The sequence below is a fragment of the Frondihabitans sp. GW821-FHT04F02 genome, assembly GCF_059420045.1.
In genome coordinates, this window is record NZ_JBWKSZ010000003.1 from 336,957 (window position 1) to 350,765 (window position 13,809).

Sequence of the window (13,809 nt, forward strand, 5' to 3'; positions counted from 1 at the left end):
CGCCCGCCCGCACCGCCGACCGCTCTGTCGGTCAGCACCGCGTTATTCGCTCGGACCGGGACCTCAGGGGGTGGAGTCGACGTGGCTCTGGCGCGCACGGCGGGCAGCGGCGGTGGCCGCGTCGACGTGGGGCGCCAGCCACGGCCACGCGAACCAGACGCCGACGGCGACCGTGGCGAGGGTGCTCACGCGGCTGAAGAGGTACAGCGGCGTCGCGACGACCTGCAGGCCGTCGACCGCGAGCGCGGACAGCACGCCTGCGAATGCCACGATCACGACGTCGAGGACGACGTGCAGGAGCCCGAGCGCAGCCAGGACGCCGATGCCGACGACCGGGTACCGCGTCGAACGGGCGTCCCGCACCAGGAGCACCGCCGCGACTACCAGCAGCACCAGCGGCAGGTACGTCGTGTAGCCCGGCCCCGGAAACACGATGCCCCACGAGTACGGCAGTGCCGAGACCAGATACAGCAGCAGGGCGAAGCCGGCAGAGACCACGACGAGGTACCGCACGGCGATCGACGATCCCAGCACGCCGGGCCGACGCGCGTGGCCACCGACGGCAGGGATGCCGAGAGCGAGGGCCACGAGGCCGCCGGCCAGCAGGAGGGCGGCGAGCAGGTGCAGCACGACCGCTGGCGGACCGAGCGTCGGAGTCAGCTGGAGGAGGGCCGACAGGGCGATCGCGCCTCCCCCGAGACCCGCGGTGATGTGGTCGACGTCGGTGTCGCGCAGCTTGGTGCTCATCCATCGAGAATGCCATGCATTTCACATTCCCGGAAGTCCCCGTCGCCTCCGGGATGCCAGCAGCCGACGTAGGATGAGAGGCTCATGATCCCCGCCATCACCTTCCCCCCGGAGCTGCCCGTCTCGCAGCGCCGCGACGACATCGCCGCGGCCATCCGCGACAACCAGGTCGTCATCGTGGCGGGTGCCACCGGCTCGGGCAAGACGACGCAGCTTCCGAAGATCTGCCTCGAGCTCGGGCGCGAGATGATCGGCCACACCCAGCCCCGCCGCATCGCCGCCCGCACGGTCGCCGAGCGGATCGCCGACGAGCTCGGCGTCGAGATGGGCGGCCTCGTCGGCTACCAGGTGCGATTCACCGACCATGTGAGCGACGACACGCGCGTCAAGCTGATGACCGACGGCATCCTGCTCAACGAGATCCACTTCGACCGCGACCTGACGAAGTACGACACGATCATCATCGACGAGGCGCACGAGCGCAGCCTCACCATCGACTTCCTGATCGGCTACCTCAAGCAGCTCCTGCCGCGGCGCCCGGAGCTCAAGCTCATCATCACGAGCGCGACGATCGACCCCGAGTCGTTCTCGAAGCACTTCGACGGCGCCCCGATCATCGAGGTCTCGGGCCGCACGTTCCCGGTCGAGGTCCGCTACCGCCCGCTGGTCGCCGACGACGCGGGTGCGAACGACCAAGGCGAGGACGACGACTTCGTCGCCGATGGCCTTCTCGACGACCGGGACGCTGTGCCCATGACGCCTCGACCGCCTGGCGGCGATCGAGACGTGCTCCAAGGCATCAACGACGCCCTCGACGAGCTGGCGCGCGAGTCGTCCGGCGACGTGCTCGTCTTCTTATCGGGCGAGAACGAGATCCGCGACGCCGAGGAGTCGATCCGCGGCCGCAACCTCCCGCACACCGAGGTGCTTCCCCTCTACGGCCGCCTGAGCGCCGCCGACCAGCACCGGGTGTTCGAGACGAGCCGCACGCCGGGCACCCGCAGAAGGATCGTCCTGGCCACCAACGTCGCCGAGACCAGCCTCACGGTCCCCGGCATCCGCTACGTCATCGACGCCGGCACGGCGCGCATCAGCCGCTACTCGACGCGGGCCAAGGTGCAGCGCTTGCCGATCGAGGCCATCTCGCAGGCGAGCGCCAACCAGCGCTCGGGCCGCTCCGGCCGCACCAGCGACGGCATCGCGATCCGCCTCTACAGCGAGGACGACTTCGCCAAGCGTCCTGAATTCACCGAGCCCGAGATCCTGCGCACGAATCTGGCGGCCGTGATCCTCCAGATGATCTCGCTCGGACTGGGCGACATCGCCGGCTTCCCGTTCTTGCAGCCGCCCGACTCGCGCGGCATCAAAGACGGCCTCGACCTGCTCCGCGAGCTGAGCGCGGTGAACGAAAAGGGCGACATCACCCGCATCGGCCGCCAGATCACGCGGCTGCCGATCGACCCGCGGCTCGCCCGCATGGTGCTCGAGTCGAAGCAGCACGCGACGACCCGCGAGGTCATGGCCATCGTCGCCGCGCTCAGCATCCAGGACCCGCGAGAGCGCCCCCTCGAGCGCCGCGCGCAGGCCGATCAGCAGCATGCGCGGTTCGCCGACCCGAGCGGCGACTTCCTGACCTTCCTGAACCTCTGGAACTACCTCGAGGAGAAGCAGAAGGAGCTCGGCTCGAGCGCCTTCCGCCGCCTGTGCAAGGCGGAGTACCTCAACTACCTGCGGATCCGCGAGTGGCAGGACGTCTACCGGCAGCTGGTCCGCGCATCGAAGACGCTGGGGCTGCACGTCGGCGAGCCGAGCGCCAACCCCGACGGCGTGCACAAGTCGCTGCTCGCGGGCCTGCTCAGCCAGATCGGCCTGAAGGACCTGCAGAAGAAAGACTATGTGGGCGCTCGCCAGTCGCGCTTCGTGATCTTCCCGGGGTCGGCGCTTGCGAAGAAGCAGCCGAATGCGATCATGAGCGCCGAGCTCGTCGAGACCAGCCGCCTCTTCGCTCGCGTCAACGGCTCGATCGATCCGGCGTGGGCGGCCCCGATCGCCGGCGATCTCGTCAAGCGCAGCCACTCCGAGCCGCACTGGGAGAAGAAGCAGGGCGCCGTCGTCGCGTTCGAGCGCGTCACTCTCTACGGCGTGCCGATCATCCCGAGGCAGCGGGTCCAGTTCAACAGGATCGACCCGGTCTACGCTCGCGAGCTCTTCATCCGGCACGCCCTGGTCGAGGGCGACTGGGAGTCGCATCAGCGCTTCCAAGACGCGAACGACGCCCTCATCGACGAGCTGACCGAGCTCGAGGAGCGCACGCGCCGTCGCGACGTGCTCGTCGACGGCGACGCGGCGTTCGAGTTCTACCACCGCCGGGTGCCGGCCGACGTGTCGACGACGCGCGGCTTCGAGGGCTGGTGGCGCAAGGCCCGCGCCGAGACGCCCGATCTCCTGACGATGAAGGCCGAGGACCTCCTCGGCGACGAGGAGGCCGAGGTCGACGAGACCGCCAATCCGTCGATCTGGCAGCAGGGCGACCAGCAGCTCACCCTCCGCTACCGCTTCGAGCCGGGCTCGCACGACGACGGGGTGACCGTGCTCGTGCCGCTGCCCCTGCTCGCGACCCTCTCGCCCGCCGGGTTCGACTGGCAGGTGCCCGCCTTCCGCGACGAGCTCGTGACGGCGCTCATCAAGTCGCTGCCGAAGCAGATCCGCAAGAACGTCGTGCCGGCCGCCGACTGGGCGGCGAAGATCACCGCCGAGCTCCCCGCGACCCCCGCGCAGGAACTCCCCGATCCGTTCACGACCACCGTCGCGTCGGTGATCAAGCGCCTCACGTACGCGCCGATCACGGGCGACGACTTCGATGTCTCTCGCCTCCCAGCGCACCTCCGCATGACCTTCGCCGTGGTCGACGAGCGGGGGCGCGTGGTCGGCATCGACAAAGACCTCGGCGCCCTGCAGACGTCGCTCGCCGCCGACACCCGCCGCAGCGTGGCACGCGCCACCGAGACGCCGCGCGCCCAGACGACGATTCAGCGCGACGGCATCGCGAAGTGGGACTTCGACGACCTCCCCGCCTCCGTCGACACCCGGCACGGCGAGACGACGATCCGCGCCTATCCCGCCCTCGTCGACGACGGCACCAGCGTGTCCATCCAGCTCATGGCGACGGCGGCCGACCAGGCCCTCGCGACCCCGAAGGGCGTGCGGCGACTCCTGATGCTCGGCACGCCGTCGCCGGTCGCGTACGTGCAGCAGCACCTGACCAGCCCCGAGAAGCTGATCCTCGCGACCAGTCCGTACCAGAACACGGCGGCGCTCTTCGCGGACTGCCTGACGGCGGTCGTCGACGACGTTCTGTTCCGCGTGAAGCCCGACGGCATGGTGCTGACGAAGAAGGAGTTCGAGACGGTCCGCGACCGCGTCTCGGCCGCCGTCATGGACAGCATGTTCCAGACGGTGTCGCTCGTCGCCCGCACGCTGACGGCGGCCCGTGACGCAGACAAGGCGCTGAAGCAGGCGACCAACATGTCGCTGCTTCCCGCCCTGACCGACGCGCGCGAGCAGCGCGAGCGCCTGATCTACCCGGGCTTCGTGTCACGCACCGGCCTGGCGCAGATGCAGCGCGTACCCGTGTACCTCGTCGGCATCCAGCGCCGCATCGTCAAGCTCCTCGAGAATCCGGCGCGCGACCGCGCCTGGATGGTCGAGGTGCAGCAGGCGACGCAGCGCTACGTCGACGCCGGCGGCGCGTTCCCGCCGGCGATCGGTGCCGCCGCGCCGCTCGTCCGCGCCCGGTGGATGCTCGAGGAGTTCCGCCTCTCGCTCTTCGCGCAAGATCTGCGCCCGAGCGAGTCGGTCTCGCTGCAGCGCATCGCGAAGATGCTCGCAACGGCCTAGCCTCGGCCCCCGCCGGCGCGCCGGCCCGCGCCGCCCCGCGCCGGCCCGCGCCGCCCCGCGCCGGTGAGGAGTCGCTCGTTGTCCGCCCGCGGCCAATGGCGAGCAAGCAGCGACCCCTCACCCGACGAGCCGCGTCGGCGTAGGTACAAGCACCCCGCGAGCCGCGACACCCGCCGCGCTACTGTGAGGCGATGCGCGCAACCGTCCGAGACGTGGCGACCCTGGCCGGGGTGAGCCCGAAGACCGTCTCCAACGTGATCAACGGCGTCGTCTTCGTGCGCCCCGAGACGCGCGAACGGGTCGAGCTCGCGGTCGCCGAGCTCCAGTACGTTCCGAACCTCAGCGCGCGAGGTCTCCGGAACGGGCGAACGGGCGCGATCGCGCTCGCTTTCCCCGACCTCAGCATGGAGTACAGCGCCGAGATGCTCGACCAGTTCGTCGAGGTAGCCCACGAGCAGGGCTGGTCGGTGCAGCTCGAGCAGACCGGCAAGCGGCCCGAGCGCGAGCGGGAGCTCCTGTCGCGGGGTCGCGAGCACCTGATCGACGGCCTGGTGCTGAACCCGGTCAACCTGGAGTCGAGCGCGATCGTCGGCACCGACGACCTGCCTCCCGTGGTGCTGATCGGCGAGGTCGAGCAGGATCTCGTCGACCGGGTCGCCGTCGACAGCGTGGCCGCGGCACGCGACATGACCGCTCACCTGCTCTCGCTCGGCCACCGCCGGATCGCCGTGGTCGGAGCCGACGGACCCGATTTCGACACCGCCTCGGCTCGCGCCCGGACCCGCGGCTACCGGGAGGCTCTCGCCGAGGCGGGCGTTCCGCACGACCCCGCTCTCGAGCTCGTCGCCGACGACTGGGTACCGGGTGTCGCCGAAGCGGCGATCGTGCGGGCCCTCGATGCGGGCCTCGAGATGGACGCCGTGTTCTGCTTCACCGACTCGATGGCCAACGGCGTGCTGAGCGCTCTATTCGAACGCCGGATCCGGGTTCCCGAGCAGATCGCCGTCGCCGGGTTCGACGACGTGCACAGCGGCCGGTTCGCATCCCCGCCGCTGACGACGGTGTCCTTCGACAAGCGGGCCTTCGCCGAGACCACGCTGTCGCTTCTCTCCGATCGCATCGCCGACCGCGCTCTCGCGCCCCGTCGGATCTACATTCCGCATCAGATCGTGATCCGCGCATCGACCGTTTCGGCGTGAAGACGCGCATACTTCCGTCAAGAAGGTCTTGACGCCGCGTTACAACGATGTAATAGTCATCTTCTACGAAGCCCGGCCACCCGACCGCGGCATCGTGCAATCACTTGCACTGTCACACCGACGAGGAGGTCGAAATGGCGACAGCGAACGCATTTTCACGACGAGCATTCCTGGGCGGCGCACTCGCTGCCGCAGGCACGGTCGCACTGGCAGGCTGCGCGACCAGCCCCATCGGCGCCGGCCTGGTCGGCAGCCCGCTCAACCCCGACCAGCTGATCTTCTGGAACCTGTTCGGCGGCGGCGACGGCAGCCGCATGCAGACCATGGAGGCCGGCTACGAGAAGCAGCATGGCGGCTCCGGCGCGCTCCAGGCCACGGTCTTCGCCTGGGGCAACCCGTACTACTCGAAGCTGACGCTGGCCACCGTCGGCAACAAGCCGCCGGACGTCGCGGTCGCGCACCTCACCCGCGCGAAGCCGCTGTGGGACGGCGGGATCCTCGACCCGATCACCGACGCCGACCTCGCGTCGGTCGGCCTGTCGTCGACCGACTTCAACCAGGCCTCGTGGGACGCCCAGAAGACCGACGGCAAGAACATCGCCATCCCCCTCGACACGCACCCGCTCGTGATGTTCTTCAACTCCGACGTCGTCGGCAAAGCGGGCCTCCTCGACTCTGACGGCAAGCTGAAAGACCTCACCGGGCTCAACGCCTTCGAGTCGGCCCTCGCCGCCATCGCGAAGGTCACCGGCGGAACAGCGATCACGGTCGGAAACGTCAACGAGAACGCCACCCCGTGGCGCGTCTTCACGACGCTGTACCACCAGATCAACGGCGTCTCGCCCTTCCTCTCGGACAACGGCGCGAAGATCTCGGTCGACGAGGACGCCTTCGTCAAGGTCCTCACGAAGATCCAGGAGTGGGTCAAGAAGGGCTGGCTGAACAAGGGCCTCGACTACGCCGGAGCCCAGACGCAGATGTTCACCGGGAAGGCCGGCTTCTACCTCGAGGGCGAGTGGGAGATCACCACCGCGCAGTCGATCAAGGGCCTGAAGTTCGGCATGGTGCCGATCCCGAACCTGTTCGACAAGCCGGCCGCGCAGGCCGACTCTCACACGTTCGTGCTGCCCCGCAAAGACCGGACGCCCGAGCAGCGCAAGCAGGCGATGACCTTCATCAAGTCGATGCTGGACCAGAGCCAGACCTGGGCGATGGGCGGCCACGTTCCTGCGTACCTCCCCACCCTCGACAGCTCGGCGTACAAGGCGCTCGAGCCGCAGGCCGACTACGCGTCGGCTGCCGGCTACGCGATCTACGACGATCCGGCCTGGTACGGCGGCTCGGGCTCGACCTTCGAGAACACGGTCGGCGCGCAGCTGGGCCTCGTGCAGCAGCTCGCCGTCTCGCCGCAGGGCGCGCTCTCGGCCATCAAGGGCCAGCTCAAGGTCTACACGAACACCCCCAGCCCGCTCTGATCCCCCTCTCTCTTCCCGACCCTGGAGGTACAACGACGTGACCGCCGCACCTGCTCTCACCCGCCGCTCGCAAGCGGCCGCACCGAAGGCCCGACGCAGCATCGGGTCTGCCCTGGCCCGAGGCGAGGGACGAGGAGCCTGGCTCTTCCTCGCCCCGTTCGGCCTGTTCTACATCGCCTTCCTGCTCGGACCCGCCGTGTGGATGCTCATCTCGAGCTTCTTCAACACGTCGACCGTGCGGACCGGACTCGGCTCGTTCGCCGGCTTCTCGAACTACGCCGAGATGCTGACCCGGGCCGACTTCTGGAGCGCCATGTGGCACACGCTCCAGTTCACGCTCTACACCGTGCCGCCGCTGGTCATCATCGCGTTCGTGTTCGCGATCCTGACGAACCGGGTGCGTCGCGGTCAGTGGTTCTTCCGTCTGGCGTTCTTCCTGCCCTACATCCTCCCGTCGGCGACGATCTCGCTGATCTGGCTGTTCATCTTCACGCCGGGCTCCGGCCTCTGGGCGACGGCGCAGGGCTGGGTCGGCATCACGGCCGGCAGCGGAGTCCTCGCCGACCCGAAGACCGCGATGATCGGCATTGCGATCGCAACGGTGTGGTGGACCCTCGGATTCAACTTCGTGCTCTACCTCGCCGGCCTCCAGGAGATCCCGCGCGAGCTGTACGAGGCCGCGGCCGTCGACGGCGCATCGAACTGGGAGCAGATCCGCTACATCACCCTTCCCCTCCTCAACCGCACGACGACCCTCGTGATCCTGCTTCAGATCATCGCCAGCCTCAAGATCTTCGACCAGGTGTACCTGATGACCTCGGGAGGGCCCGGTATCTCGACGCAGGTCGCACTCGGCCTGGTCACCAACACCGGCTTCACCGACAACCGGCTCGGAGCGGCCAGCGCCGCCTCCGTCCTCCTTCTCATCGTGATCGTGGCCATCGCCGTGATCCGCCAGCTCATCGAGCGCGCAGCAGAACGAAAGGCGGCCTGATCATGGCGATCACCGACGCACCCCGCCGGCCGAAGTCCCCGATCTCGGGCGCAGCTCCCGCACCCCGCCCGACCGGCGCCCGCGTCGGCACCAGCGGCAAGACGTTCGGCATCGTCTCGGCGATCGTCCTCACCGTCTTCGCCATCATCTGGCTGATCCCGAGCCTCTTCGCCCTGAAGACCTCGCTCTCGGACAACGGCGTGGCCGCGCTCGGAGCCCCCGAGATCCTGAAGAACTGGAACCCGACGCTGCACTCGTACGCGTCGCTGTTCCAGGCCGGAGACATCTGGAACTGGTACCTCGCCTCGGGGATCACGTCGGTCATCACCGCCGCCCTGACCGTGCTCTTCGCCTCGATGGCCGCGTTCGCGCTGTCGCGGCTGAAGTTCCGCGGCTCGAACCTCGCGCTCCTGGCGATCCTGTTCGGAATCATGATCCCGACCCAGGTGCTGATCATCCCGATCTTCCAGGAGCTCGGCGCGGTCAACCTGCTGAACACCTACTGGTCGGTCATCTTCCCGCAGGTGCCCGCAGCCATCGCCGTCTTCATCTTCAAGCAGTTCTTCGACGGCATCCCCCGCGAGCTCGAGGAGGCGGCGCGCATCGACGGCGCCGGCCTGTGGAAGGTCTACTGGTCGGTCATCATGCCGCTGTCGCGTCCCGTCATCGCGGCCGTCGTGATCCTCACCTTCGTCGGGGTCTGGAACAACCTGCTCCTGCCCCTGTTCGTGCTCTCGAACCCGAACCTGATGACCATTCCCGTCGGTCTCGCGACCGTCCAGGGCAGCTTCGGCCAGCGCTACGCAGACATCCAGGCCGGCGCCCTCCTGGCCGCCCTGCCGCTGATCATCCTGTACCTGGCCTTCCAGCGTCAGATCGTCGAAGGCGTCACCGGGTCGGGCCTCAAGGGCTGACCTGCGCCGCTCCACCGATTCGAGAGGGGCGCGGGCGACCGCGCCCCTCTTCCACACCCCCACACGTAAGGATTCCCATGCCCTCCGCCCGCATTGTCATCGACCGCGACTTCACGATCGGTCCGGTGCCCCGCCGCCTCTTCGGCTCGTTCGTCGAGCACATGGGCCGCTGCGTCTACACCGGCATCTACGAGCCCGGCCACGCCGAGGCCGACGACCGCGGCTTCCGCCAGGACGTCCTCAAGCTCGTCAAGGAGCTCGGCCCGACGGTCGTCCGCTACCCCGGCGGCAACTTCGTCTCGGGCTACAACTGGGAAGACGGCGTCGGCCCGGTCGAAGACCGCCCGCGCCGCCTCGACGGCGCCTGGCACACCGTCGAGACCAACGCCTTCGGCCTGCACGAGTTCGTCGCGTGGTCGAAGGAGGCCGACGTCGAGGTCATGGAGGCGATCAACCTCGGCACCCGCGGCGTCGACGCGGCTCGCGAGCTCGTCGAGTACGCCAACCACCCCGGCGGCACCGCGCTCTCGGACCGCCGCATCGCGAACGGCGCCAAGGACCCGTTCGACATCAAGCTCTGGTGCCTCGGCAACGAGCTCGACGGCCCCTGGCAGATCGGCCACAAGACCGCCGACGAGTACGGCCGCCTCGCGCAGGAGGCTGGCAAGGCCATGCGCTTCGTCGACCCGTCGATCGAGCTCGTCGCGGTCGGCTCGTCGAACTCGGGCATGCCGACCTTCGGCTCGTGGGAGCACACCGTCCTGTCGCACGCGTACGACGAAGTCGACTACATGTCGATGCACGCCTACTACCAGGAGCACGACGGCGACGCCGCGTCCTTCCTCGCCTCGTCGGTCGACATGGACTACTTCATCGAGTCGGTCGTCGCGACCTGCGACGCGGTGCGCGCCAAGCGCAAGGCCAAGAAGTACATCAACCTCTCGTTCGACGAGTGGAACGTCTGGTACCAGTCGGGCCTCGACACCGACGACCAGCCCGACGCCGTCTCGCAGTCGTGGCGCGAGCACCCCCGCCTCATCGAGGACGCCTACAGCGTCACCGACGCGGTCGTGGTGGGCACCCTCCTCAACTCGCTCCTCCGCCACGGCGACCGCGTGTCGATCGCGAACCAGGCGCAGCTCGTCAACGTGATCGCGCCGATCCGCTCCGAAGAGAACGGCCCGGCGTGGAAGCAGACGATCTTCTGGCCCTTCGCCCGGATGGCCGCACTGGCGCGGGGAGAGATCCTGCGCACGTCCGTCATCAGCGACAAGGTGGCGGCAGGAACGTTCGGCGACGCCGACGCGGTCGACGTCTCGGCGACCTATGACGAGGAGTCGGGCAAGGTCGCGTTCTTCCTCGCCAACCGCGGGCTCGACGAGGCGGCGTCCGTCGACATCGCGCTCAACGGCTTCACCGGCGGACGGGTCGTGCGCGCCGAGCTGCTCGAGGTGCCCCAGGGCGGCTCGCGCCACACGGCGAACACGCTCGAGGCTCAGGACTCCGTGGGTCTGGTGCCGCTCGAGAGCGTGAGCGTCGACGGCTCGGGCGTGAGCCTCTCGCTGCCGGCCCTGTCGTGGGCGGTCGTCGAGGTCGAGGTCTCGCGGGCCTAGCTGTCGGCCCGCTCGAACGGCTTGAGCATGATGTGCAGGCCGACGAGGCCTTCGGTCGCGTGATCGAAGGCCTCGGGCACTGTGCCGATGATGCGGAAGCCGAGGCTCGTCCAGAGCTTCACGGCGGCGGTGTTCGTCTCGACGACGGCGTTGAACTGCATGCTCCGGTAGCCGTCGGCGGCCGCCGCGGCGACCACGTGCTCGCCGAGCGCGCGGCCGATGCCCCGGCCCGCCGCCTCGGGCGCGACCATGAAGCTCGCGGTCGACACGTGCGACCCTCGCGCCGGGCGGTTCGGCCCGTAGTGCGCCGAGCCCAGCACGGTGCCGCCGGCCGGTGCACCGTCACTGCGCGGCCCGCCGTCGTCGCGTGGTGCGGTGCCGTCGTCCTCCACCGCGACGACGACCGTGTGGCCGGGTGCGAACCACTGCGCGATCGCCGTCTCCATCGGCTCGTCCGGGAGCGAGTACGTCTCGCCCGCCTCGGCGATGACGCGGTAGAAGGGCCAGATCGCGGGCCAGTCGGCTTCGGACGCGAGGCGGATGCGCATGCTCCGAGCGTAGCGGCGCGGCCGGGCGCCGCCCGGGCACGGCAGGATGGACGCATGCTCCTCACCTGCGACGACGTCTGGTTCGGCGGCTGGCGCGGGCCCAGCACCCTTGTGGTCACCGGCGGGCGGGTGGAGTTCGGGGGCCCGGTAGTTCCTGCGCCCTCTGCCGTGTCAGAGCCCGAGGCCCACATCCCGGGCGTCGTGCTCGCGCCCTTCACCGACTCGCACGTGCACCTCGGCCTCGTCGACGCGGGGGCGCTAATCGCGGGAGGTATCGGCCGGGTCGTCGACCTGGGCTGGGACCCCGAGGTCGCAGGAACGTGGCCCTCCCTCACGCGCGACCCGGCGAGCACGTGGCCGGAGGTGTCGGTCGCCGGGCCCCTCCTCACGGCGCCGAACGGCTACCCGTCGCGCTCGGGCTGGGCGCCCGACACCGCCTCCGTGGCCGTGGCGGCTCCCGACGACGCCGATGCGGTGGTCGACGGCGTGGCCAGGGCCGCCGCCACGCTCGTCAAGATCGCACTGAACACGGACGCCGGGCCGGTGTGGGACGACGCCACGCTCGATGCCGTGGTGGCTGCCGCGCACAAGCGAGGGCTGCCGGTCGTCGCGCACGCGCAGGGCCTCGGCCAGGTGCGGCGCGCCGCACGAGCTGGGGTCGACGCCCTCGCGCACACGCCGTTCTCAGAGCGCCTCGACGACGACCTGATCGCCGACCTCGCGCGCTCGATGGCGTGGATCTCGACGCTCGACATCCACCGGGGCACCGCGGCTCAGGACATCGCCGTCGACAACCTGGCCCGGTTCCATCGCCTCGGCGGGGCCGTGCTGTACGGGACGGACCTCGGCAACGGAGCGCTGCCGCCCGGCCTCGACGGCCGCGAGATCGCCGCCCTCGCCACCGCCGGCCTCGGGCTCGACGACGTCGTGCGCGCGCTGACGCCGGGGAGCGGCGAGACCGGGTTCGACACGCGTCTCGTCACCTGGCTGCCGGCGCGGCCGACCCGGCTCGAGGACCTCGCTCGAGCCGCCGTCCTGTCCCCACCCGCCCTCCTCTCACTGGCAGACGAACAGGAGCTCGCCGAATGACCGATCTCGACACCACCGACCCCCTCGCCGCGTACGTCGACCGCTTCGTGCCCGCCGTCGGAGTGACCGCCTACCTGGACGGCAACTCGCTCGGCCGACCGCTGCGCGCGACCGCCGACCGGATCGCCGGCTTCGTCGCGCACGACTGGGGCACCCGCCTCATCCGCTCGTGGGACGACCGGTGGATGGACCTCCCCACCGTCGTCGGCGATCGCATCGGCGCGCTCGCCCTCGGCTCGGCCGCCGGCCAGACCGTGGTCGGCGACTCCACGACGGTGCTGCTGTACAAGGCCCTCCGCGCCGCTCTCGAGATCGGGCAGCGCGCCGGACGACACGAGATCGTGCTGGACGACGACCAGTTCCCGACCGACCGATTCGTCGTCGAGGGCATCGCCCGCGAGCGAGGTGCGACGGTGCGCTGGATCCACGTCGACCCGGATGCCGGCGTCACGCCCGCACTCGTGGGCGACGCCGTCGGACCCGGCACGGCGGTCGTGCTGCTCAATCACGTGTCGTACCGGTCGGGGTTCCTGGCCGATCTGCCGGCGATCACCGCGATCGTCCACGACGCCGGGGCCCTCGTCGTGTGGGACCTCTGCCATTCGGCCGGCGTCGTGCCGATGTCGCTCGACGAGGCGGGCGCCGACCTCGCGGTGGGCTGCACGTACAAGTTCCTGAACGGCGGACCAGGAGCCCCGGCGTTCCTCTTCGCGCGGGCCGATCTGCAGGCGCGACTCGAGCAGCCGATCCAGGGATGGATGGGCGCAGCCGACGTCTTCGCGATGGCGGCGTCCTACGAGCCGGCGCCGGGCATCCGCCGGTTCATCAGCGGCACCCCGCCCGTCCTCGGCATGCTGCCCATGCAGGACATGCTCGACCTGATCGAGGAGGTCGGCATCGACGCGGTGCGCACCAAGTCGCTGGCGCTGACCGATCACGCGTTCGCCCTGGCCGACGAGCACCTCGCCCCGCTCGGCGTCGTCACCGCCACTCCGCGCGACCCTGCGGTGCGCGGCAGCCACGTGACCCTCCGCCACCCCGACTTCAAGGCGCTCCTCCCCCGCCTCTGGGACGCCGGCGTGATCCCCGACTTCCGCAACCCCGACGCCCTGCGCCTCGGGCTCTCACCGCTCTCGACGTCGTTCGCCGAGGTGGAGGCGGGCGTTGCGGCGGTGCGCGAGGCGCTCGCCTCGGGCGCGGCCTGACGGCCGCGGTGCGGGGCGCCGCTGCTGCGCTGCCGCGCTCGGCGCTGCTACGCTCGGCGGCGCGAGATGGCCCTTGTCGTCGCCAGCGTCCGGCGCCGCCGACGGCCACGGCCATCTCGCGAGGCGCA

10 protein-coding genes are annotated in these 13,809 nt (G+C 70.0%); 8 read left to right on the forward strand and 2 right to left on the reverse strand.

Going from position 1 to position 13,809, the window contains the following annotated elements; translation table 11 throughout:
- Nucleotides 1-63 precede the first annotated feature (63 nt).
- A complete protein-coding gene (locus tag AC07TY_RS10215) occupies nucleotides 64-747 on the reverse strand; it encodes a hypothetical protein (protein WP_494785248.1) in 684 nt (227 codons plus the stop codon).
- A gap of 84 nt (nucleotides 748-831) precedes the next feature.
- Between AC07TY_RS10215 and hrpA the strand changes: the two genes are divergently transcribed.
- The 6 genes from hrpA to arfA all read left to right on the forward strand — a co-directional run bounded on the left by hrpA (nucleotide 832) and on the right by arfA (nucleotide 10,839).
- Nucleotides 832-4,644, forward strand: a complete 3,813-nt coding sequence (gene hrpA, locus AC07TY_RS10220) for an ATP-dependent RNA helicase HrpA (RefSeq protein WP_494785249.1) — start codon at nucleotides 832-834, stop codon at nucleotides 4,642-4,644.
- Between the two features lie 191 nt (nucleotides 4,645-4,835).
- On the forward strand, nucleotides 4,836-5,843 hold the full coding sequence (locus AC07TY_RS10225) for a LacI family DNA-binding transcriptional regulator (protein ID WP_123506333.1): 1,008 nt from the start codon (nucleotides 4,836-4,838) through the stop codon (nucleotides 5,841-5,843).
- 134 nt (nucleotides 5,844-5,977) lie between these two features.
- Complete coding sequence (locus AC07TY_RS10230; RefSeq protein ID WP_494785250.1) at nucleotides 5,978-7,318, forward strand: type 2 periplasmic-binding domain-containing protein; 1,341 nt, start codon at nucleotides 5,978-5,980, stop codon at nucleotides 7,316-7,318.
- A 37-nt stretch (nucleotides 7,319-7,355) separates the two neighbouring features.
- Nucleotides 7,356-8,312: a carbohydrate ABC transporter permease gene (locus AC07TY_RS10235; protein WP_158614223.1), complete on the forward strand. Its 957-nt coding sequence runs from the start codon at nucleotides 7,356-7,358 to the stop codon at nucleotides 8,310-8,312.
- A gap of 2 nt (nucleotides 8,313-8,314) precedes the next feature.
- Nucleotides 8,315-9,226 (forward strand): carbohydrate ABC transporter permease, encoded by a 912-nt coding sequence (locus AC07TY_RS10240; protein ID WP_488625625.1) that lies wholly within the window; start codon nucleotides 8,315-8,317, stop codon nucleotides 9,224-9,226.
- A gap of 77 nt (nucleotides 9,227-9,303) precedes the next feature.
- Nucleotides 9,304-10,839 (forward strand): arabinosylfuranosidase ArfA, encoded by a 1,536-nt coding sequence (arfA, locus tag AC07TY_RS10245; RefSeq protein WP_494785251.1) that lies wholly within the window; start codon nucleotides 9,304-9,306, stop codon nucleotides 10,837-10,839.
- On the opposite strand, the gene AC07TY_RS10250 is transcribed toward arfA, so the two are convergent.
- The gene (locus AC07TY_RS10250; protein WP_488625623.1) at nucleotides 10,836-11,387 is read right to left on the reverse strand and encodes a GNAT family N-acetyltransferase; all 552 of its coding nucleotides are present in this window, start codon (nucleotides 11,385-11,387) and stop codon (nucleotides 10,836-10,838) included. The genes arfA and AC07TY_RS10250 overlap by 4 nt on opposite strands.
- Before the next feature lie 54 nt (nucleotides 11,388-11,441).
- On the opposite strand from AC07TY_RS10250, the gene AC07TY_RS10255 reads away from it, so the two are divergent.
- Both AC07TY_RS10255 and AC07TY_RS10260 read left to right on the forward strand, forming a co-directional pair.
- Complete coding sequence (locus tag AC07TY_RS10255) at nucleotides 11,442-12,476, forward strand: amidohydrolase family protein (RefSeq protein WP_494785252.1); 1,035 nt, start codon at nucleotides 11,442-11,444, stop codon at nucleotides 12,474-12,476.
- Nucleotides 12,473-13,681, forward strand: a complete 1,209-nt coding sequence (locus AC07TY_RS10260) for a kynureninase (protein WP_123506339.1) — start codon at nucleotides 12,473-12,475, stop codon at nucleotides 13,679-13,681. The genes AC07TY_RS10255 and AC07TY_RS10260 overlap by 4 nt, the downstream gene beginning before the upstream one ends.
- Nucleotides 13,682-13,809 lie beyond the last annotated feature (128 nt).